The sequence below is a fragment of the Methylotenera oryzisoli genome, assembly GCF_004661485.1.
In the GTDB taxonomy this organism is placed as follows: Bacteria; Pseudomonadota; Gammaproteobacteria; order Burkholderiales; family Methylophilaceae; genus Methylotenera; species Methylotenera oryzisoli.
Map to the genome: position 1 here is coordinate 23759 of NZ_PQVH01000002.1, position 20817 is coordinate 44575.

Consider the following 20817-nt stretch of genomic DNA (forward strand, 5'->3'; position numbering starts at 1 on the left):
ATAGCTTAAACCGTGAATATCAAACAAGCACGATACTACGATAGGTTAAGACACACATTCGGCATGAATCGCTTCTAATGCTTTTAGCGGATTCGCTGCCTGCGTGATCGGTCGGCCTATCACTAGATAGCTAGACCCCATGCTTAATGCATCTGCAGGCGTAACAACGCGCGACTGGTCATCTTTGTTGACATTGGCAGGGCGAATGCCTGGGGTGACCAGACAAAAATCATGACCTAATTTAGCGCGTAATATTTCGGCTTCTAATGCTGAACAAACCACGCCATCGAGGCCAGCTTGTTTGGTGAGTGTTGCCAAGTTCAATACATGGCTGGCGATATCAGTTTGGATGCCAATTTGATTTAAGGTTTGCTGGTTCATGCTGGTAAGCACGGTAACCGCAATAAGAAGAGGCTTGGTAGTGCTGGCGTCTACAGCCTGCTTTGCTGCTTGCATCATCTCTGTGCCGCCACTTGCGTGCACATTAAGCATCCAAACGCCGAGGTTGCTCGCAGCAGAACAAGCTTTAGCGACGGTGTTGGGGATGTCATGAAATTTTAAATCTAAAAATACACCAAAATTCGAACGTGCCAGCGTTTCAACAAACTGGGGGCCTGCACTGGTGAATAGCTCTTTGCCTACTTTTAAGCGGCACAGGGCAGGGTCTAATTGCGCTACTAGTTTTAGCGCGCTGGCGCTGTCTGCATAATCGAGCGCAACGATGATTTTTGGGTCAACTTGTTGAGTGGTATTTAATGAAGTGGTCATAGTATGTATTGTTTAATTAAACAGCAGTAGGTTCTGATGGAAGTGCTTCCCATGCGTTACAAGCCGGGCATTGCCAGTGGTGGTATTTAGCTTTAAAGCCGCATTGTTCACAATGGTAAGCAGTTTTGTTGCCAATTGCATGACGTACGGCTTGCTGCATCAGTTGCGTATCTTGTAGGCTGTTATGTTTGGGTTGATTAGTTTCTACAATAGCTCGTGCCTGTAGTAATAGATCTAGTGTGTTGAGACTAGGCTTTTTAATCAGTTCGGTGCGGGCGAGTTTAGCTGCACTTTCTGCGCCTTCTTCTACCAAGGTTGCCTCATACAGTACATTAAGTAATGAATTGAGTTGGTAGGTTTGTAAATACGTATTGAGTAAGGCAAGCCCCTCAGCGGTAGCATTTAGAGAGCGGTAGCTGGCCAGCAATTTAGGGGCGATTAAGCCGAGGTATTCAGGTTTTTGAAACTCTACGCGTTTCCATGTGGATATAGCGGCTTTGTGCTCACCAGACTCGGCTTCTAAGTCGCCAAGTAATACATTGGCGCGTACGCAGTTTTTATTAGCGCTGAGCGCTAGGTCTAATTCAAACCTTGCGCTATGAGTGTCGTTTGCAAGTTTAGACTTAACCGCCATTTCGCAATAGTAGTGTGAGATTTCAACACGGAATGGCACGCCTGAAAGGCGCTCTAGCTCGGTGGCGGCTTTAATGGCACGTTCCCACTCACGTTCTCGTACGTAGATTTCCAGTAGTGCACGTAGTGCCGGCTGGCGGTAACGATCATCATCTAAAGTCTCAAACAGTTCTTCCGCGCGGTCAAATAGGCCTGCTTTTAGGTAATCTTGGGCAAGCTCTGCGGTGACTGCAAGTTTTTGTTGCGGTTCAAGTTCTTTTTTTGTGAGCAAGTTCAGGTGTAAGTGAATAGCGCGATCCACCTCACCGCGTCTTCTAAATAGGCTACCTAGGGCAAAATGTAGCTCTAACGAGTCTGTATTGGCTTGCACTGCTTCTGAAAAAGCCTCAATCGCTTTATCATGCTGATTGGTAATCAGAAAATTCAGGCCTTTGAAATAGGCTGCAGGCAGGGCGGTTGATTCAGCTAAAAGCTGTTTAAGGTCTACACGCGCGGCTATCCAGCCTAAGCTAAAGAATAAAGGTAATGCTAATAGCCACCAGAACTCAAATTCCATTTTATTCTACTTTATTAATTGATTAAGATTGTGCGCTTAGGTGGGTGTGTGCAAGGTTATGGTAATGCGTTACTTAACCTGACTAAGGTAGATAACCCAAGCTTGTTATCATTTTACCTTATTTGACTATTGCATTATAAGAAATGGCACCATAAAAAAAACGGCAACCAAATGGTTGCCGTTTAGACTGGAACTTAAAAGCAAATGCTAGCTTAAATCCACACGTTCACGTAGTTCTTTACCCGCTTTAAAGTGAGGTACATGTTTTTCAGGTACCTCAACCTTACTGCCGGTTTTTGGGTTGCGACCCAAACGCGGTGGACGGTAATTCAAGCTAAAGCTGCCAAAGCCTCTTATTTCAATGCGTTCGCCTGTCGCGAGGTTATCAGACATAGCGTCTAATATTGCCTTCACTGAAAGCTCTGCATCTTTCATCACTAATTGCGGAAAACGTTCTGCAAGCAGCGTGATTAGCTCAGATTTTGTCATGCTTATATGCCTTTTTTTTCTTGATACTAAATAACGGGCTAATTATTTCTTGCTGTCTAACTTGGCTTTTAATAGTGCGCCAAGGTTAGTCGTACCAGCAGCCGCGCCATCATCTGGCAATTGAGCAGGTTCTTTAGATTTAGCAGATTTAGCTTTAGGTTTAGCATCTGATTTTTCTTCGGAAGTAGCACCTGAAGGGTCAGCAGTTAATTGTTTTACGCCTAAAGAAATGCGCTCTTTTTCAACATCAATTGCTAAGATCACTGCTTGTAATTCGTCACCTTTTTTGAAGTTGCGAATTGCTTCTTCACCTGATTGTGCCCATGACAAATCAGATAAGTGAACTAAACCATCAATGCCGCCTGGCAAGCCAATGAACACACCGAAGTCTGTGATTGATTTGATTTGGCCTGAAACTTTGTCGCCTTTAGCGTGTGTTGCAGAGAAATCATCCCAAGGGTTAGCTTGGCATTGTTTCATACCTAATGATAAACGACGACGTGCTTCGTCGATTTCAAGAATCATTACTTCAACTTCGTCACCTAATTGAGCGATTTTGCCTGGGTGAATGTTTTTGTTTGTCCAGTCCATTTCTGAAACGTGAACTAAACCTTCGATACCTGGTTCGATTTCAACGAATGCACCGTAGTCAGTCAAGTTAGACACTTTACCGAACAAGCGTGTGCTTACTGGGTAACGGCGTGTTAATGCAACCCATGGGTCGTCGCCTAATTGTTTGATACCTAGTGAAACACGGTTTTTCTCTTGATCGAATTTCAATACTTTAGCTTCAACTTCTTCACCCACTGTTAATACTTCTGATGGGTGTTTTACGCGACGCCATGCTAAGTCAGTGATATGTAGCAAGCCATCGATGCCACCTAAGTCTACGAACGCGCCGTAGTCAGTAATATTTTTAACGATACCTTTAACAACAGCACCTTCAGCCAATGTACCTAGTAAAGCTTCGCGGTCAGCACCAGCAGAAACTTCCATGACAGCACGACGTGAAACCACGATGTTGTTACGTTTACGGTCTAGTTTGATCACTTTCAAATCACATTCTTTGTTTTCGAATGGAGTAGTGTCTTTAACTGGACGTACGTCAACTAATGAACCTGGCAAGAATGCCATGATGCCGTTTACAGAAACGCGTAAACCGCCTTTAACTTTACCGCTTACGAAACCTTTGATGATGCGGCCTTCGTTCATTGCATCTTCAAGATCCAACCATGTTTCCATGCGTTTAGCTTTTTCGCGTGAAAGTACAGTTGAACCGAAGCCGTCTTCTAGCTTCTCAATTGCTACTTTAACAAAGTCGCCCACTTGAACTTCAAGTTCGCCTTGAGCGTTACGGAATTCGTCAGCGTTGATTACGCTTTCAGATTTAAGACCTGCATTAACGATCACATGATCATTATCAACAGAAACAACTTCAGCAGTGATCACTTCGCCAGAACGCATTTCTTGGCGAGCTAAGCTTTCTTCAAAAAGCGCAGCAAAAGATTCCATAGATGAAGCAGTAGAATTAGAAGTAGAAGCCATTAAATAAAATTACCTAAAATATCCCACCTAGCAGTGGGGTAGTTAAAAAGCTACGCATCGGTGATGATGGGTAGGACTAAACAGGGTATTTAAACCCGAATCTGGAATTATAACTAAAACATTGAAAAATAAAAGACTATTAATGGATTTTTACTAATATTTTTTCATTTTTTTTCGGGTTTTAAATAGTTCTTGTGCACTATTTTTGATGAAATCAAGCGCTTGCGATGTAATCTTGATTTTATTTCGAAATGTTTGTCGTTTTAATTCACCCTAAGTCCTCGCTTTATAGATGAGTGAGAACTTAATCCTTACATTTTTTAAAAGCATCTAGCACGGTGTTTACTGCGTCTGCAATGCTTAAGTTGTCAGTTTCAAGCAGAATGGCATGTTCTGCCATCACCAAGGGGGCGCTTGCACGTCTTTGGTCTCTGGCATCACGCTCCTGCAGGTCTTGCAGGATGTTTTCATAATTTGCCGCTTGGTTTTTGCCTAGCAGCTGCTTGTAGCGGCGTTCTGCTCTAATTTCAGTTGACGCAGTAAGGAATATTTTGAGTGGAGCAGATGGGAAAATTACCGTGCCCATGTCACGGCCATCAGCAACTAGCCCTGGACTCTGCAGAAAGCTGTGCTGTAAATCTACCAAGGCGGCCCTCACTGGTGCATGCACAGCTACTTGCGATGCGCCTTTACCCATGAGCTCAGTACGAATCTCATTGGAGATGTCTTGCCCATTGAGCAAGACTTGATCATGTATGAATTTGATTTGTAAGGATTTTGCGCATTTAGCTACTGCGTCGGCGTCATCCCATGCGATGTTGTTTTGATGCGCTGCGAACGCTACAACGCGGTAGAGTGCGCCGGAATCCAGATAGGCAAAGCCTAGTTTGTCGGCAACTAATTGTGCCACTGTCCCTTTACCAGAGGCAGAAGGGCCATCAATGGCAATGACAGGGATTGGGTGTTCTTGCGTATTTTTCATTTGGATAATTTATATTAGTGTGATTAACAGTCAATGCGTGAAAATTTGCACCGTAGCAACAGTCGCCCATATTGAAGTTATGACACCAGTTTCTTAAACTCAGTGAAATAGTTAGGGAATGTTTTAGCTACACAATTTGGATCATTAATGATAATGGGCACATCGCCTAGGCTGACCAGTGAAAAACACATCGCCATGCGGTGGTCGTCGTAGGTGTCAATGACTGCGTTCGGTATTAAAGCTGCCGGTGGGGTAATAGTGATGTAGTCGGCACCTTCTTCCACAATCGCGCCTACCTTGCGCAACTCAGTCGCCATAGCTGCAATGCGGTCAGTTTCCTTGACGCGCCAGCTTGCGATGTTACGTAGGGTGCTGGTGCCTTTTGCAAATAAGGCCACAATTGCGAGCGTCATCGCGGCATCCGGAATGTGGTTACAGTCAATATCGATGGTGTTGATGTTGGCTGCCTTAGTTGCGGTGATATGGTTATCGCCGTAGCTGATATTACCGCCCATCAACGCTAGTGCATCTGCGAAGCGTACGTCACCTTGAATGCTGTCTTTGCCTAAACCCGCAACTGTGACATTGCCTGCAATGGCACCTGCAGCCAAAAAGTATGAGGCGCTGGAGGCATCGCCTTCTACAAAAATTTCTTGTGGAGCGATGTAGTTGCTGTGCGCCGGAATAGTGAAGCCTTGCCAGCCGTTACGTGCTACTTGCACGCCAAATTTTGCCATTAAATTGAGTGTAATCTCAATATAAGGTTTGGAGATTAACTCACCAACCACTTCAATGGTGGCTTGCTGTTTGCTTAAGGGCAAAGCCATCAGCAGTGCTGTAAGGAACTGACTAGAAACATCACCGCGAATTTTAATTGGTTTTGATAAGTCTATTTGTGGTGCCGCAATTTTTAACGGTGGGAAGCCATCGTTCCCTAAATACTCTATGTCAGCACCGGCCTGTTTTAACGCATCGACCAAATCGCCAATCGGGCGCTCATGCATGCGTGCAACCCCAGAGAGTTGGTAGTTGCCGCCAGCTAGCGCTAAAGCTGCGGTGAGTGGCCTGAAAGCGGTCCCCGCGTTACCTAAAAACAAATCGGCTTCTTTATTCGGGAAGTTGCCACCACAGCCTGTAACGCGCCAAGCGTTTTCAGCAAAGTTTTCTAGCTTTACGCCTAGGGTTTCTAGCGCTTCCAGCATGCGGGAGGTATCGTCTGACGCCAATACATCACGGATTTCTGTCGTGCCATTCGCGAGGGCTGCCAGCAGCAATGTACGATTAGAAATACTTTTTGAACCGGGTAGGGTAAGTGTGCCTTGTGCCTGATGGCCTGCGGCCAGTGTGAGTTGTTCCATAATTAATTCTTTATTGTTGGTTATTGCTCTTTAAGCTTTGCCCAGTTGTTGCGCGCTGTGCTGGCGCGATCAAATAGCGCATGCAGCGCATCGCCGTCACTCAGTTCCAGCATTTGTTTTAATCGGGATAGTTCGTCTTGGTATGCAGTGATTTCATTCAGCAGCGCAGATCTATTGGCGAGACTGATATCGCGCCACATTTCAGGGTGGCTGCCTGCAATGCGGGTAAAGTCCCTAAAGCCGCTGGCAGCAAAACCAAATAGCTGTTCTGCGTTCTTGCGTGATGCGATATCATCTACTAGCGCAAAGGCAAGTAGATGTGGCAGATGGCTGACTGCAGCAAAAATACTATCATGTGTTGTTGCCGGCATTTCGGTAACGTTTGCGCCGCAGTGTTGCCACAACTCACGAACACGTTGTATAGCATCAGGGTCGGTTGCATCTGTTGGTGTTAGTACCACATTTTTATTGCGATACAAGTCTGTAGTGGCGGCTGTGACACCACTTTTTTCAGCGCCTGCAATTGGGTGGCCGCCAACAAACTGATTAAATTGCTCGCCTAATATTTCCTTGGCACAGGCAAGTACATCACTTTTAGTGCTGCCTGCATCGGTAATCACAGTGGTTGCTGCTAAAGCTGGTTTGATCGCAGTCAGAATGCTGGCTGTTTGCGCTACCGGCGCTGCAATTAGCACAATATCTGCATTTTGCACTGCTTGGGTGATGTCGCTACAGGCGGCGTCTATCACCCCTAAATCTACTGCGGATTGTAAGCTTTCAGTGGAACGACCCACCCCTATAATTTGTGCCGCACTCCCTGCTTTTTTTAAAGCGAGTGCAACCGAGCCGCCAATCAAGCCCACACCAAAGATAACGATTTTTTTCAATTTTTTAAGGTAATTTACGACAATCAATAACCGCAATTGTAGCATTGTTGTAATTGCCAAGAATCATGGCGCTATTTTTTGTTTTTGCTGCCACTGAAAAATAGTTGAAATCATTAAATTTTGGTTCATGATTTTTTTGTAGCGTTATTTAAATATCTCAGTAATAATTGGTAAAAATATTCTGCACAAAGTAAATAATAATGAGAATTTGGCAGCTAATAATATTTATTCAAATTGTACTGTTCTTACATCCACCAGCGCTTGCTGCGAGCGTTGATACTAATGCTGGCTCAAAAGTCGCTGTCATTGCTTCCTCATCATTTAACCCTGGTGTTATTAGCGCCAATACACTGCGCGCTATTTTTGTGATGAACCAAACCAAGTGGAGTGATGGCACGCCAGTCAAAGTCTATGTTTTCTCAGATTCAAACCCCACACATGAAGTTTTTAGCAAGGAAGTATTGAAATTCTTTCCACGTCAGCTCAGGCGCGCTTGGGACCGGCAGGTATTTGCAGGGTTAGGGCAGTATCCTGAGCAAGTGTCATCTACACAAGAAATGCTCGCGAAAGTGAAAGCTACGCCTGGTAGCGTAGGTTATCTATTGTTGCAAGAGGTGAACCAAGATGTACGCATACTTCAAATATCGCAATAGACCTGGCCGTAACCCCAATTGCACTAAGCAATTGTTGGCGAGATGGATGCTGGTGTTTTCTGTGTTTGTGTCCAGCACTGCGGGTGCGGTTGATATGCAGGGTGGTAAGCTACAGCTACATGGATTTATTACACAGGGGATGGTGAATACCACTGGTAACAATTTTTTGGGTAAAAGCCGCGATGAGATTAGTTATGACTTTCGTGAGGTTGGCCTAAACGCTACCTATCGTGCGCTGCCCCAGTTGCAGATATCAACGCAGTTGATTTCTCGTAAGGCGGGTCAAAACGACAATGGCGAGTTAAGAGTTGGACATGCCTTTGTAGACTGGACAGTCGCCTCTGGCGATTGGGGTAGTTCTGGTGTGCGCTTTGGTAGAGTGCGGGTGCCTTATGGTCTTTATGCGGAAACTGGCGATGTTGCTTTTACCCGTGATTCCGCCATTTTGCCGCAGCCTATTTATTTTGATGTGACGCGTCGGTTACAAAAGTCAGCCGATGGGTTATCGCTTTATCATAACGCTGTGTCAGACTACGGTAACTTTGGCATCAAATATTACTTGGGTTATCCACAGGCTGACGGTAAGTCGACTGAGGCTACGTTTTTGGGTAAGGATATGCCCGGTCGATTGGACTCTAAATTGACACAGTTGGTTAACTTCTCATTCGATAGTAATAACGGTCAGTGGCGGCTTGGATTGACAGCAGCCAATGTTAAGTTGGCGTATGACAGAAAAGCCAGTGACTCATTATCTAGCGGTGATATTACTTTAGTGCCCTACCTGTTGTCGGCGCAATATAATGCTGAGAAATGGACTTTAACCGCTGAGTATTTACTTGAGTTTCTTGAGTTCAAAGGGTTTGGCCCACTCATGGATAGTAAAACAAGCGCAGATGGCTTTTATATGCAGGCGGCCTATCGTCCGGCGTCCAAGTGGGAAGTTTTTACCCGATATGACGCTTTTTATAGGGACCGTTCAGATCGCCATGGGAGAGAGTGGCAAGCAACAACAGGACTCCCAGATTTTATGCTTTATAGTAAAGACTGGTCAGCTGGGGTGCGCTATGACGTGAACGAAAGTTTTAGCTTGCGTGCCGAAGCACATCGGATTAATGGCGCTGGCTGGCTATCTCCACTGGAGAATTCAAACCCTGCGGCACTGGAGAAAAACTGGGATATGTTGATTTTACTTGCTTCTTATCGCTTTTAAATCTCAGTCTACATCATGTCATCACTAAGAAAAAGCCCGGATATTTTCTTTAGCCTTAAATGGAAGATTATGGCTCTGCTAGGCCTGGTTTTCGTCACGCTGACCTTATTGTTGATTAGTTGGGCTTATTTAAGCCAAGCAGAACGTTTAAAGCATGAGCGTGATGTTGTGCATGCGCGTTACCTCGTACAGTTTAAGGCCATGCTGGCAGATTTTTCATTAAAAACGTCACAAGTTTCTTCTTTAGTGGCAACCATGGTAAGTGTGGATGGCGCGCTGGCGGCAAAGGGCGCTACTACTTCAAAATGGCTGGGGCCTCGTGTTAGTTCTGCGTTGGCTTCGTTGCAGTTGGATTATGGCTTAGAGTCAATCCGTATCTACGATCAACACCAACATATGCTGGCTGAGTGGGCGGGTTTGCGGCAGCAAAATGCCTTGGAAGCACAACAAGTTGCTGAGGCGATTCGACAAGAATCTAGTCTGGCATGGATAGATTGTACTGAAGTGTGTTTACAGTATGCCACAACGCCTATGCTCACTAATGGCAAGGTGAGCGGTGCGGTTGTGGTTGCGTCGTCAATGGCTGATCTAATCTTATCGTTTAATCGCTTTTCTGGTGCGGATGTTGGTTTTGTACTAAAAAGTGAGGCGGATCATTACCTAAATGCCTTGCCTAAGCTTGGTTTACGTATCGCTGGTTTATCCAATGCTAGTGTCAATTTACCTCTGTTACAGCAGTTGGAGAGTATTGCATTGGCAAAGGGGAATCCTGTTTGGCAGCGTTTGGCTTTTGCTGACAAATATTACGATGTGGTGTTTTTCCCGATTGAGCATAAATTGGTGAATGTGCCAGCTATGGTAGTGGTGATTGAAAATGTGACAACACAAGTGCTGGAGACGCATGAGTCCACATTGCAACGCTTAAAGTTTGGCTTTATTTTTGCGGCGTTCATGTTGCTGGCGATTTACTTCTTACTGAATACCCCCTTAAAACGTATTACTGATGCTGTTAAAGCAATTCCTTTTTTAGGGCAGCGTCAGTTTGAAGCGGTACGCGCGCAAATTAAAATACGCAAAAATCCAGTGCTTTTTGACGAGGTGGATCAGCTGGCAGAAGCAGCACTGAAGCTGACTGATCGTCTGCAATCACTTGAAAAAGATGCAAGTCTGCATCAATCTGAAATGTTGGATATGTTAGGTCGTATCACACAAGCCAACGCATTTTCAGAGCGTATTTTAGATACGGCACAAGTGATCATTGTGACGCAGGACGCGGATGGAAAAGTAACCAGCATCAATCATTACGGTGAACAGTTGCTTGGTTGGGACGAGCGCAGTTTGCAAGGTAAGTCTTTAATCGATGCATTTGAAAAGCCGGACGCACGCGGGCAATTGTATCAAGTGTATCAGGGCATTATTTCAAACAGCATTGACTATCATTATCACGAGTGTGCAGTGCTATGTAACCATGATGTGAAGCGTGAAATAGCATGGCATCACTCACGCATGGATGGCGAGCAGGTACAAATTTTGTCTGTAGGTGTTGATATCACCCTGCGTAAAAGAAGTGAGGAGAAAAGCCTGTACTTAGCTGAGCATGATCAGTTGACCGGCTTGATCAATCGTCAGCGCTTTATGCAGGAAATCGAAGCTGCACTCGTCAGGCTGGATGGGACTACAGCGTCTGAAGCTTTGCTCTATCTGGATTTAGATGGCTTTAAGTATATTAACGATATTTCAGGGCATACGGCAGGTGACATGGTGTTGCGCACAGTGGCGGATATCTTGTCCAATATCTGCGGCACGCAGGATATTCTCGCGCGGTTAGGTGGTGACGAGATGGGTATCTTGATGCGGGATTGTGATTTGCCCAGAGCAATTAAGCTTGCTGAGGAAATTAACCGTCAGCTGGGAGAGATTAAATATCCGGGGCTGGCAGGTGACCACCATATCACGGCAAGTATTGGGATTGTGGCGGTAAGTGCTAATAATCACGATGCTAAGCGCTTACTGGCTAATGCCGATATTGCCATGTATCAGGCGAAGCTTACTGGCAGTGCACGCCTGCACGTGTTTTCTGAAGGTGAACACCTGCAGCAAAAACTTGAGCAAAAAGTGTTGTGGGAAGACCGTATTAAACAGGCTTTACGTGAGCAGAGCTTTATCATGCAGTATCAGCCCATTCTGGATATTCATCAAAATGTGATTAGCCACTACGAGGCACTGGTGCGCATGATTGATGAGAATGGGGCAATGGTACCGCCAGGCGAATTTATTGAGTTTGCCGAGCGTTCAGGATTAATTAAACAAATTGATCATTACGTAGTACGCACTGTCATCAAGCGTTGGGCGGAGCTGCTGGCGGAAGGTAAAGATCGTAAAGTTGCCATTAACCTCTCTGGGCACAGCATGAATGATGAAAATATGCTGACCTTATTGCAAAGTTTGTTTTTACAGCACCCGGAGTTGCCTTCGCATATTATTTTTGAAATTACAGAAACTGCGGCTGTGGCAGATTTTGCAACCGCGCAAGCATTTATTGAAACAATACGTGCATTAGGTTGCGCTTTCTCCTTGGATGATTTTGGTGTTGGATTCTCTTCTTTTTATTACGTGAAACACTTCCCTGTGGACTATGTGAAGATTGACGGCTCTTTTATCCGTAATCTTGCAGATAGTACAGATGACCAAATATTTGTGAGGGCGCTAACTGAGGTGGCACGCGGCTTTGGTAAGCGCACGGTGGCTGAGTTTGTAGGTGATCAGCGCTGCCTGACGCTGCTGCGAAGCTATGGGGTTGATTATGCACAAGGCTACTTCATTGGTAAGCCAGCCAGTGAGATAGTTTAATCTTAACCGTATGACTATAACCGTAAGACTACATTAGATAGTTAGCAAAAATTTAACGCCATTCACCGTCTATCAGTTTTTCCAACGGCCTGTAATTTTGCTTATATGCCATTTTTCTGCTGTCTTTAATCCAGTAGCCCAAATATAGGTAGGGCAAATCTAACGTTTGTGCCCACAGCGCTTGCCATAAAATGTTGTAAGTGCCATAGCTGGTTGTGTTGTCACTGGTGTCGTAAAAGGTATAAACCGCGGATATGCCATCACGCACAATATCGATCACACTGACCATTTTTAGCTGGTCGCCTTCTCTAAACTCAATGAGCACGCTTTCTACGTTAGATTGGCATAAAAAGCTCTGGTACTGTTCAACATTATTTTCTTGTGAGTCAGAGTCCGTTTGTTCTGCAGTTTTGTCATCACTATGGCGAGCACGTTGGTAGCTTGCATAAAGTGCATAATGTTCTTCATGAAAGCCTACCGGCAGTATTGTGGCAGTGAGGTTTTGGTGCTGTTTAAACGCGCGCTTTTGGCTGCGGTTAGGGCTAAATTTCTCTAAAACAACCCTTACCGGCACGCACTCTTGGCAGTTCTCGCAATGCGGCCTGTAGGAGAACTTTCCACTACGTCTAAAACCTTGTTGAATTAGCCCACTGTACACGTTTGCGTCCACCAGATGCTGTGGTGCCGCAATTAGGCTTTGCGCCATTCTATTGGGCAGGTAGCCGCAAGTGTAGCCTGTGGTGACGTAAAATTGCAGTTTGTGCAGTGGCGTATCGCTAGGTAAGCTCATGGTAAAAGTATAACCCCATTTTTACTCTATATTGCTGGGTACGGCCTTGGTGAGTACAGATAATTGCGCAGCAAATGCTGCACGGTCAATTTCGCGTGCGCCAAGGCTGGCTAAGTGCGCTGTTTTCATTTGGCAATCAATCAGGCCAATACCTTGTGCTGTAAGGTGCTGTACCAAGCTTACAAAGGCAACCTTGGAGGCATCGGTTTTGTGATGAAACATACTTTCACCATAAAACATCTGGCCTATGCGTACTCCATAGCAGCCGCCGACCAACTCACCATCCACGTAAGATTCGGCTGAAATTGCAAAGCCAGCATCATGCAATCTGCAGTAAGCATCAATGATATCCTGAGTAATCCAAGTGCCAGCTTGTTGGCTACGCAAGGTGCTACTACAAGCAGTAATGACCGCACGAAACTGTGTGTTGAACCTTACCTCAAACGTTTTTTTCTTTAGCGTTTTTTGTAGTGAGTTTGATATTTTTAATTCGTTGGGAAATAGCACCATGCGTGGGCTAGGGCTCCACCAAAGAATAGGCTCACCTTCGCTAAACCAAGGGAAAATACCTTGGTGATAAGCCGTGAGTAAACGGGGCAGGGATAGGTCGCCACCAATCGCGATTAGACCATTAGGCTCGTTGAGTGCTTCAGTTAAAGGTGGAAAGTCACACTCGCCATCTATACTGGCAACTCGACCATTAGGAAGTTGATAATAACCGTGGCTCATAAACTTAGTCTTGATTTGCTGGCTTCTGTCATTTTGCGCTGAACATGCAGCATGCGGCGCATCATTCTTTAGAAGAATTACTTAGATGTAAGTTTTAAATATAAAGTAATAATGCAGATTGATAAAACTGTTTTGGCTATATTTTTACGACTCTTGCTTGAATGGTGGGTTTGCTGACACTTTTTCCAACGACAAAACTTGAATGCCAGTGATTATTGGTTGGCCGACATCGGCCAATAACGGATATTCCTCAACCTGCCCGGTAAGAACATAGCCGCGCCGTTCATAGAAAGCTAAAAGCTCCGGCCGTGAAGATAGAACCGACATTTTGAGCACAGAAGCATTGAAATGTTGAGTGGCATACGCTTCTGCGTGAAGTAACATTTGTTTACCAATGCCTTGCGCTTGCATTGCTGGGTTAGTCGCCAGCATGCCAATGTAAGCGCAGGACTTGCCACCTTGCACATGCACGCAAGCGACTATTTCCTGCCCAAGACGTAAGAGCAGAATCGTAGAGTGTTCGTGAAATAGAGAAAGCACTTGTTCGGTGGAAATTCTCTCACCAGCAATCAAATTTGACTCATGTGTCCAGCCCGCCGCATGCGAGGGTGGCCGATAGGCTCTGTTCACAAGGGCTGCAATTTCTTTAGCGTCTGTTTTGCAAGCGACACTTAGTTCAAGTGGTAGGGCTTCCATAGCTTAATTCTGGCTAACGTTTGAGTAATGGGTGCTGTTAAGCGTCCCGCTTTAATGATGGGTTAGGTTTCATGCCTATGACGGTTCCTAACAGACTTAGCTTTTGATGCGTTAGCACGTAGCGCGGCTACAAACGAGCGACGCGCCCAGAGCGCAGCTTCATTGGCGTCCTCCAGTACTATTTCTGGGGCCTGATAGTAGGATAGCCCAATAATTTTTCCCTGTCGAACATACTCGAATTGACTAAGCCCTTGGTCTCGAAAATCAGCAGAGTTTTCGGTATCTGCCTTCAAGTACAGTGTTTCTTGAGAAACTAAACCAAACATAACTCCATCGTGAAACACGCCATAGCCAGAGAACATGCGGCGTAAAGAGATTGGTCCGAACAGCCGAAACACATCGTTCAAATGTTGTGCAAATTCTTCTGGTGCGGACTGAGTATGCATAGAGACCTAACGTTGGAGGTAAGGGGCGCGGAGCCGACTTGTCGGCGGAGCATGCCGCTTGACTGAATGGTTAGCTCTTTGCATCAACAGACCCTAGGATGTTGCGCAGCTCTTGCTCTAATGCTGCTCGAGCCACAGGCACCTCTTTATCAAAGTACTCCCAAGAGGCCATCCAAGCTTCATGTTTCTTTTTGTAGGTTTGTGGCGCCAAAGCATCTTCGTCGATATTTACGTAGACACCAAAGCCAATGACCTTTTGGCGCATCGTCTGAACAAACTTTTCCAAAAGATCGCACAGCTCAATGGGCAAATAGATTTTGTTCTTTTCAAAAAAACGAAAAAAGTCAGCAATAGCATTCATTGCTGTAACGTACTTTTCTTTTTTGGTCGGTTCTCCGCCAAACTCAACTGGAGAAATAAAGCTCCCGGCATCCCAATGTGCTTGAACCAACAACCCGTATAGTTCAGCAATTACTTCAGCGCGCTTGTCATGCAAACGCGAGAATTTAACTTGGTGTTCGGTGGCGGCAATGCTCAGTTGCGACCTTAAACGCTCTGACTCGACGTCAGCTTGAGCTTTTAACTGGGCTTTGTGAGTTTCTAGTTTTTCGTCGTACTCGTTCTTAATCGAGTTTTTAATACGCTCAGATATCCATGACTTTGTAAGCCAAATTACAAAGCCGCTCAGAAAGGCGCTGACTGCAGCGGAAGACAATAGCTGAAGAAAAAAATCAGACATGGTTAAGAGCTAACGTTTGAATTAAGGGGCGCCGTTAGGCGTCCCGCTTGAATGATGGGTTAGGTATTGTAATTTCATGAACAGGAGGCCTCAATATCAGACTTGTATGTTTTGAATGACTCGTCAGAACCCGCTACATATTTTAGTTCTGAATAGCTCCAAAAATAGATTCTTTTGTTCTTAATATAATATGCATGCTCTGGAGAGAACTCGCCTTGACTTGCTAGCGACCCGATAAAAGGTTGGCTACTAGTACATTCTGGTTTAATTATATAAAGCTCCTTTGCAATTAGGATGCATTTATAAATTTCAGCAATAGTTAAAAACAACATTATGAAAATAATGTTGAATATTAGGGGTGAAAATACTTTGACTTCATTGTTTAGTTTTTCGTATACATAGGGAAATGCAATGATTGCAATAAGCAGCGCAAGAGCAAAAACAGGGGCGAGAAAATTTAGAAACTTCGCACTGAACACTAATAAAAATGGGAGGAATACAGGGATTATAAATGGGAATAACAAGCTTAAATTTGTTAAAGAAAATATTGCCCAAACAATATATGTTTGCAGAAAAGCTGAACGATAATTAACTACCGCCATAAATACCTAACAGTTAATATAGAGACCCAAGGGTCTCTATATGAGTAATTGGAAAATGGATATACATGGCTGGAACCCGTTGCCCTTTCTTATTTTTGTTGACCGGAGTCTCTATGTTGAATTATTAATATAGAGACAAAGCGTCATTGCAAAATGATTCTAAACGAAGTTGTTTTGTATGGGGGAGGTTTTGATTTCTTGAATGATTATTTTTGGCTTCAAGATTAGGCTCTCATCAATAAATTACTGCAAAAATAATCGAGTTTTTAAGAAAAATCTAGAAGTCTGTAAGCCCCTACAAATTTTCAGTGTATGCCTGAGGCGCAAGTCTTAACGCATTAGCATTAGGCACATTAAAATATTTTAAAAAACGCTAATGCTTTTTCACCAAAGTACCAAAGCGCAAAGAAGAATGCGCTGAAATAAATGGTGGTGATGATGAGCCAGAATAGCGCGATTATGTACATCAAGCCGTCATCTTCAAGCTCGCCTATGCAATAAAATAAGATGGCTAGGCCGGGTAAAAAGTTATTGAATGGTAACACTCCAAACGGGATTGCCATTAACCCGCCGGCTGCCAGCAGGATAAATCCACCCATTTTTTGGCCACGTATCCCTTCAGCAATAAAGGGGTAGCGTGGTTTGCTGATTTTTCTGCATAAGCCCAAAATCTCCAGACAGACTTTAACCAGCATTTTCCATGTGCCCTCGTTAAACTCAATCTCTAATATTTGTTTTGGCAGTATCGGCGATTCGTGGCCGTGTAATAATTGCCAGCCTAGTGTGGCGAAGGCGACGCCACCAAGTACCGTGAATGGGCCTAACGGGATGGGCTGTAAGAAAGGTAAAACCAATATGATGCAGATAAATGCGTAGCCGGCTTCATCCAGAGAGTCTAGCGCTTCGCCCACGGTTAATGGTTTGTCTTTGGCTTTTTCTGCAAATTGATGCAAAGTTTTTACTAAATTTGCGTAATCACACATAATTTTTAGTATGTTCTCATGGGCGGATCATGCCTCTATTGTATGCAATATTACGGGTGGCTGTGATCAAAAAAACCGTATTTAATTTGCCCGGTTTTAGTTTTGGTGTAATTGAACTATAAAAAAGCTTCTTAATCATATGATTAGCGCGTAAAATGCGCGCACTTTTATCGATTTATAGCAGATACCTTGGAACAATACTCAACAATGTTAGCAAAGCCTATTCCTAGCTATCGTCCTTATTGGGCGAAGCGGTTTGGGCCTGCGCCAATTTTACCGATGTCACGTGCCGAAATGGACGCCCTTGGCTGGGATAGTTGCGACATTATTTTGATTACTGGTGATGCTTACATTGACCATCCTAGCTTTGGTATGGCTTTGGTGGGCCGCTTATTAGAAGCTCAGGGCTTTAGGGTAGGGATTATTGCGCAGCCAGATTGGCAAAATGCCAATGCATTTAAAGTGCTAGGCAAACCTAACCTTTATTTTGGGGTCACTGCTGGCAATATGGATAGCATGGTGAATCGTTACACTGCGGATAGAAAAATCCGTAGCGATGACGCTTATACGCCAGACGCTGCCCCTAACAAACGCCCAGACCGTGCGGTGCTGGTGTATAGCCAGCGTTGTCGTGAGGCCTATTCTGATGTGCCGTTGGTCGTGGGGAGTATCGAGGCGAGCTTACGCCGTATTGCACATTATGACTATTGGTCAGATAAAGTGCGCCGCAGTATTTTAGTGGATTCTAAAGCCGATATTTTATTGTATGGTAACGCAGAGCGCGCACTGGTTGAGCTTAGCCACAGAATTGCAAAAGGCGAGAAAGTTGCTGATATTCAAGATATCCGCGGTACTGCCTTTTTACGTAAGAAAATTCCAGAAGGCTGGAGTGAAATAGAAAGCACCAAGCTTGATCGTCCTGGTGCTGTAGATAAGCCAGTTGACCCATATGAAATGAAAATGGGTAAATCTGACGCGAGCTGTGCCACGGATGAGGCAAAGGCCAAAACGGAATTGCCAGACGGTGTGAAGGCAATTGAGATTGTGCCTAATCTCAGGTTAAAAGCACCTAAGGCAGACAGAAGCAAACAAGTGGTACGTTTGCCTGCGTTTGAAGAAGTGGCGAATGATCCGGTGTTATATGCCCATGCATCTAGGGTGTTACATTTAGAGGCTAATCCAGGTAATGCACGCGCCTTGGTACAGAAGCATGGGGATAGAGAAGTGTGGCTCAATCCGCCGCCAATCCCGCTTACCACTAAAGAAATGGATTATGTGTATGACATGCCTTATGCACGTAAGCCGCACCCTGCGTATAAAGATGCCAAAATCCCAGCGTGGGAGATGATCCGTTTTAGTGTAAACATCATGCGCGGCTGCTTTGGCGGCTGTACTTTCTGCAGTATTACTGAGCATGAAGGCCGCATTATTCAAAGTCGTTCTGAAGCTTCTATCTTGAAAGAGGTGGAAGAAATCCGTGATAAAGTTGACGGCTTTACCGGTGTGATTTCAGATTTAGGCGGACCTACTGCCAACATGTACCGTATTGCATGTAAATCTGAATCCATAGAGAAAAACTGTCGTAAGCTAAGTTGCGTTTACCCCGGTGTGTGCGAGAACCTGAATACCGACCATAGTGCGTTGATTCAGCTGTATCGTAAAGCGCGTGCCATCAAAGGCGTGAAGAAAATTCTTATCGGCTCAGGTTTGCGTTATGACCTAGCGGTGAAATCACCTGAGTATGTGAAAGAGCTGGTGCAACATCATGTGGGCGGATATTTGAAAATTGCGCCAGAGCACTCAGAAGAAAATGTGCTGAGCAAAATGATGAAGCCAGGCATGGGTGCTTACGATGAATTTAAAGCCATGTTTGAGAAGTTCAGTGCCGAGGCAGGTAAGAAGCAATATTTGATTCCATACTTTATTGCGGCGCACCCTGGCACTACTGATAATGACATGCTGAACTTGGCATTGTGGTTAAAGAAATACGACTTCAAACTAGACCAAGTGCAAACCTTTACCCCTACGCCAATGGCGATGGCAACTGCGATGTATCACTCAGGTAAAAATCCGTTGCGTAAAGTGACGGCAGACTCTGATGAAGTGCCTATTCCTAAAGCGGGCAATGTGCGTAAGTTGCATAAAGCGTTTATCCGTTATCATGACCCGAACAATTGGCCGATGTTACGTGAGGCGTTGAAGAAAATGGGGCGTGACGATTTAATTGGTAGTGGTAAGCATTGTTTGATTCCTGCTTGGCAGCCGCTTTCAACTAAACCGGTGACGACAGTGCGTGGTGAGCAGTTAGAGCGCACTGTGCGGCCTAGACGCACCACAGAGAAAAAGCGTAAGTACTCTTAACTTAAGCATTTTGTATGAGGGCAATACGATGTTAAGTAATTTGATATCTAATTTAAACAAAGCCCTCATCCCTCTGCTGTTGTTCGTTGGGCTCAGTAGTCCTGTCTTGGCAGAACAGGGCCTGTTTTGGAAAGCAGACTCTAAAACTGCACATCCGATTTATCTGTTCGGGTCGATTCACACTGATGACAATCGAGTGACGGATTTTTCTCCCAGCGTATTAGCGGCTTTAAAATCTGTCGATGCTTTCATGATGGAGGCTGACGCGCCTCAAGACCCGCGCATATTGCAGTCGCAAGATGTTGACCTCAAAACAAGCTTGAGCCCTAACGAGCTTGAGCAACTGTATGCCCTGGCAGACTTTCATGTGATGCATCGAGAAGCCGCACTGCGTACTAAGCCATGGTTACTGGCGGTTGTGTTTGATTCGCCAAGGCCACTCACCCCATATGCGCAAGATAATTTGCTGATGCGTCTCGCTGAAGATAATGGCAAAGAAGTGCAAGGCATGGAATCTGCCGCGGAGCATTTTTCCGTCATGGATAGCCTGACCGCCGATGAGCAGTTGGCTTTTTTACGCAAGGTATTAAAGCGCAGCCATCAGGTTAAAGTGCGTGATTATGAACGCTTAATCAAAGCTTATTTAAAAGGCGATGCAAACAAACTGGCCGCGCTGAATGCTCAAATTACCGGTAGTATGCTGCCCACGCCGCTTTGGGAAAAAATGCGCGTTAAGCTGCTGGATGAACGTAATGCGGTGATGGCGCAGCGTATACTGGCTAAAGCGCAAGATAAAAGTTTGTTTGTGGCGGTAGGCGCTTCACACTTGGCAGGCCCAACTGGGCTGATTGCCGCTCTGAAACAAGCTGGATATACACTGAGTGTTGTGAAGTAACCTGAAGCTAGCGACTAATGTGTTACGTGGCGTCCTGCTTCATAGTTAATCACTTCCGGCGATTGATTCACGTAGATAAGTTTGTCTGTTGCAAAGCCAAGCTCTTTGGCTTGCGCAATTAAGTGTTGCTTGATTGGGTATGATAATTGAGGTGTGCGCGAAAGTATCCAGAAGTAAGATTTATCCGGGCCGCAAATCATTACGTAGTTGTAGTACGGTTTATCCAGTTCAATAATATTGTACGCGCCGTAAAACGGGCCAAAGAACGATACTTTTAGTTTGCCTGTACGCGTTTTGTCTGCGTTTGCCGGGTCAATAAAGTAAGCTTTACCCTCCGCTTCTTTCCACGCTTTTTTCTCTGCATTGAACCCGCGGTTAATCACTTTAATCCCACCATCATCACGCAGGCTGTAGGTGGCGGTTACGTTGTCCAAACCACGCTCAAAGCTGTGATCTAGCCGTGCGATTTCATACCATGTGCCTAGGTATTGGTTTGCATCAAAGCTTTCTATCACTTTTACCTTGTCGGGCACACCCATGCATGAAGTGAGCAGCAAACAGATTGATACAAGTAAGTAGCGTATGTTGAACTGTGTCATGGTAAGCAAGTTTAATCTCATTTATAGTTAGCGGTCTGACTGTTAA

General features: G+C 44.9%; 19 protein-coding genes. 5 read left to right on the top strand and 14 right to left on the bottom strand.

Annotated elements, in window-relative coordinates:
• Nucleotides 1-45: 45 nt before the first annotated feature.
• From pyrF to C3Y98_RS01050, 7 genes are all read right to left on the bottom strand, one after another.
• Complete coding sequence (gene pyrF / locus C3Y98_RS01020; protein ID WP_135276281.1) at nucleotides 46-768, bottom strand: orotidine-5'-phosphate decarboxylase; 723 nt, start codon at nucleotides 766-768, stop codon at nucleotides 46-48.
• Nucleotides 769-784: 16 nt separating this feature from the next.
• Nucleotides 785-1957 (bottom strand): lipopolysaccharide assembly protein LapB, encoded by a 1173-nt coding sequence (gene lapB, locus C3Y98_RS01025; RefSeq protein WP_135276282.1) that lies wholly within the window; start codon nucleotides 1955-1957, stop codon nucleotides 785-787.
• 207 nt (nucleotides 1958-2164) lie between these two features.
• On the bottom strand, nucleotides 2165-2446 hold the full coding sequence (locus tag C3Y98_RS01030; RefSeq protein WP_015832458.1) for an integration host factor subunit beta: 282 nt from the start codon (nucleotides 2444-2446) through the stop codon (nucleotides 2165-2167).
• Between the two features lie 42 nt (nucleotides 2447-2488).
• Nucleotides 2489-3991: a 30S ribosomal protein S1 gene (gene rpsA, locus C3Y98_RS01035; protein WP_209308718.1), complete on the bottom strand. Its 1503-nt coding sequence runs from the start codon at nucleotides 3989-3991 to the stop codon at nucleotides 2489-2491.
• A gap of 304 nt (nucleotides 3992-4295) precedes the next feature.
• Complete coding sequence (gene cmk, locus C3Y98_RS01040) at nucleotides 4296-4973, bottom strand: (d)CMP kinase (protein WP_135276284.1); 678 nt, start codon at nucleotides 4971-4973, stop codon at nucleotides 4296-4298.
• Nucleotides 4974-5050: 77 nt separating this feature from the next.
• Nucleotides 5051-6331 (bottom strand): 3-phosphoshikimate 1-carboxyvinyltransferase, encoded by a 1281-nt coding sequence (gene aroA, locus C3Y98_RS01045; RefSeq protein WP_135276285.1) that lies wholly within the window; start codon nucleotides 6329-6331, stop codon nucleotides 5051-5053.
• Nucleotides 6332-6351: 20 nt separating this feature from the next.
• Nucleotides 6352-7218 carry a prephenate dehydrogenase gene (locus C3Y98_RS01050; protein WP_135276286.1) on the bottom strand — a complete coding sequence of 289 codons (867 nt, stop codon included), beginning with the start codon at nucleotides 7216-7218 and terminating at the stop codon, nucleotides 6352-6354.
• A 200-nt stretch (nucleotides 7219-7418) separates the two neighbouring features.
• Here C3Y98_RS01050 and C3Y98_RS01055 point away from each other — a divergent pair, with 200 nt between their 5' ends.
• From C3Y98_RS01055 to C3Y98_RS01065, 3 genes are read left to right on the top strand one after another with little or no spacing between them, the layout of a single operon-like run.
• Nucleotides 7419-7871, top strand: coding sequence for a substrate-binding domain-containing protein (locus tag C3Y98_RS01055; protein ID WP_135276287.1), 453 nt, complete (start codon nucleotides 7419-7421; stop codon nucleotides 7869-7871).
• A complete protein-coding gene (locus C3Y98_RS01060; protein WP_135276288.1) occupies nucleotides 7843-9081 on the top strand; it encodes a TonB-dependent receptor in 1239 nt (412 codons plus the stop codon). The genes C3Y98_RS01055 and C3Y98_RS01060 overlap by 29 nt, the downstream gene beginning before the upstream one ends.
• Nucleotides 9082-9096: 15 nt before the next feature.
• Nucleotides 9097-11931 (top strand): bifunctional diguanylate cyclase/phosphodiesterase, encoded by a 2835-nt coding sequence (locus C3Y98_RS01065; RefSeq protein WP_135276289.1) that lies wholly within the window; start codon nucleotides 9097-9099, stop codon nucleotides 11929-11931.
• A gap of 52 nt (nucleotides 11932-11983) precedes the next feature.
• On the opposite strand, the gene C3Y98_RS01070 is transcribed toward C3Y98_RS01065, so the two are convergent.
• The 6 genes from C3Y98_RS01070 to C3Y98_RS01095 all read right to left on the bottom strand — a co-directional run bounded on the left by C3Y98_RS01070 (nucleotide 11984) and on the right by C3Y98_RS01095 (nucleotide 16886).
• Nucleotides 11984-12721: an arginyltransferase gene (locus C3Y98_RS01070; protein ID WP_135276290.1), complete on the bottom strand. Its 738-nt coding sequence runs from the start codon at nucleotides 12719-12721 to the stop codon at nucleotides 11984-11986.
• A 21-nt stretch (nucleotides 12722-12742) separates the two neighbouring features.
• Complete coding sequence (gene aat / locus C3Y98_RS01075; protein ID WP_135276291.1) at nucleotides 12743-13450, bottom strand: leucyl/phenylalanyl-tRNA--protein transferase; 708 nt, start codon at nucleotides 13448-13450, stop codon at nucleotides 12743-12745.
• Nucleotides 13451-13594: 144 nt separating this feature from the next.
• Entirely contained in the window at nucleotides 13595-14080 is a 486-nt protein-coding gene (locus C3Y98_RS01080) for a GNAT family N-acetyltransferase (protein WP_167759881.1), read from the bottom strand.
• A gap of 128 nt (nucleotides 14081-14208) precedes the next feature.
• On the bottom strand, nucleotides 14209-14592 hold the full coding sequence (locus C3Y98_RS01085) for a TfoX/Sxy family protein (RefSeq protein WP_135276293.1): 384 nt from the start codon (nucleotides 14590-14592) through the stop codon (nucleotides 14209-14211).
• A 70-nt stretch (nucleotides 14593-14662) separates the two neighbouring features.
• Nucleotides 14663-15331 (bottom strand): hypothetical protein, encoded by a 669-nt coding sequence (locus C3Y98_RS01090; RefSeq protein WP_135276294.1) that lies wholly within the window; start codon nucleotides 15329-15331, stop codon nucleotides 14663-14665.
• Between the two features lie 955 nt (nucleotides 15332-16286).
• Complete coding sequence (locus C3Y98_RS01095) at nucleotides 16287-16886, bottom strand: exopolysaccharide biosynthesis protein (RefSeq protein WP_245234280.1); 600 nt, start codon at nucleotides 16884-16886, stop codon at nucleotides 16287-16289.
• A gap of 237 nt (nucleotides 16887-17123) precedes the next feature.
• Here C3Y98_RS01095 and C3Y98_RS01100 point away from each other — a divergent pair, with 237 nt between their 5' ends.
• Complete coding sequence (locus C3Y98_RS01100) at nucleotides 17124-19277, top strand: YgiQ family radical SAM protein (protein WP_135276496.1); 2154 nt, start codon at nucleotides 17124-17126, stop codon at nucleotides 19275-19277.
• 28 nt (nucleotides 19278-19305) lie between these two features.
• Entirely contained in the window at nucleotides 19306-20172 is an 867-nt protein-coding gene (locus C3Y98_RS01105) for a TraB/GumN family protein (protein ID WP_135276296.1), read from the top strand.
• A 14-nt stretch (nucleotides 20173-20186) separates the two neighbouring features.
• On the opposite strand, the gene C3Y98_RS01110 is transcribed toward C3Y98_RS01105, so the two are convergent.
• Nucleotides 20187-20771: a lipocalin family protein gene (locus C3Y98_RS01110; protein WP_135276297.1), complete on the bottom strand. Its 585-nt coding sequence runs from the start codon at nucleotides 20769-20771 to the stop codon at nucleotides 20187-20189.
• Nucleotides 20772-20817 lie beyond the last annotated feature (46 nt).

What these genes read in the sequence shown, in the direction of transcription:
- cmk (WP_135276284.1), bottom strand. Translation starts at nt 4,973, where the DNA reads ATGAAAAATACGCAAGAACACCCAATCCCTGTCATTGCCATTGATGGC.
- C3Y98_RS01060 (WP_135276288.1), top strand. Translation starts at nt 7,843, where the DNA reads ATGTACGCATACTTCAAATATCGCAATAGACCTGGCCGTAACCCCAAT.
- C3Y98_RS01110 (WP_135276297.1), bottom strand. Translation starts at nt 20,771, where the DNA reads ATGACACAGTTCAACATACGCTACTTACTTGTATCAATCTGTTTGCTG.
- lapB (WP_135276282.1), bottom strand. Translation starts at nt 1,957, where the DNA reads ATGGAATTTGAGTTCTGGTGGCTATTAGCATTACCTTTATTCTTTAGC.
- rpsA (WP_209308718.1), bottom strand. Translation starts at nt 3,991, where the DNA reads ATGGCTTCTACTTCTAATTCTACTGCTTCATCTATGGAATCTTTTGCT.
- C3Y98_RS01070 (WP_135276290.1), bottom strand. Translation starts at nt 12,721, where the DNA reads ATGAGCTTACCTAGCGATACGCCACTGCACAAACTGCAATTTTACGTC.
- C3Y98_RS01065 (WP_135276289.1), top strand. Translation starts at nt 9,097, where the DNA reads ATGTCATCACTAAGAAAAAGCCCGGATATTTTCTTTAGCCTTAAATGG.
- C3Y98_RS01030 (WP_015832458.1), bottom strand. Translation starts at nt 2,446, where the DNA reads ATGACAAAATCTGAGCTAATCACGCTGCTTGCAGAACGTTTTCCGCAA.
- aroA (WP_135276285.1), bottom strand. Translation starts at nt 6,331, where the DNA reads ATGGAACAACTCACACTGGCCGCAGGCCATCAGGCACAAGGCACACTT.
- C3Y98_RS01055 (WP_135276287.1), top strand. Translation starts at nt 7,419, where the DNA reads ATGAGAATTTGGCAGCTAATAATATTTATTCAAATTGTACTGTTCTTA.
- pyrF (WP_135276281.1), bottom strand. Translation starts at nt 768, where the DNA reads ATGACCACTTCATTAAATACCACTCAACAAGTTGACCCAAAAATCATC.
- C3Y98_RS01090 (WP_135276294.1), bottom strand. Translation starts at nt 15,331, where the DNA reads ATGTCTGATTTTTTTCTTCAGCTATTGTCTTCCGCTGCAGTCAGCGCC.
- C3Y98_RS01085 (WP_135276293.1), bottom strand. Translation starts at nt 14,592, where the DNA reads ATGCATACTCAGTCCGCACCAGAAGAATTTGCACAACATTTGAACGAT.
- aat (WP_135276291.1), bottom strand. Translation starts at nt 13,450, where the DNA reads ATGAGCCACGGTTATTATCAACTTCCTAATGGTCGAGTTGCCAGTATA.
- C3Y98_RS01100 (WP_135276496.1), top strand. Translation starts at nt 17,124, where the DNA reads ATGTTAGCAAAGCCTATTCCTAGCTATCGTCCTTATTGGGCGAAGCGG.
- C3Y98_RS01105 (WP_135276296.1), top strand. Translation starts at nt 19,306, where the DNA reads ATGTTAAGTAATTTGATATCTAATTTAAACAAAGCCCTCATCCCTCTG.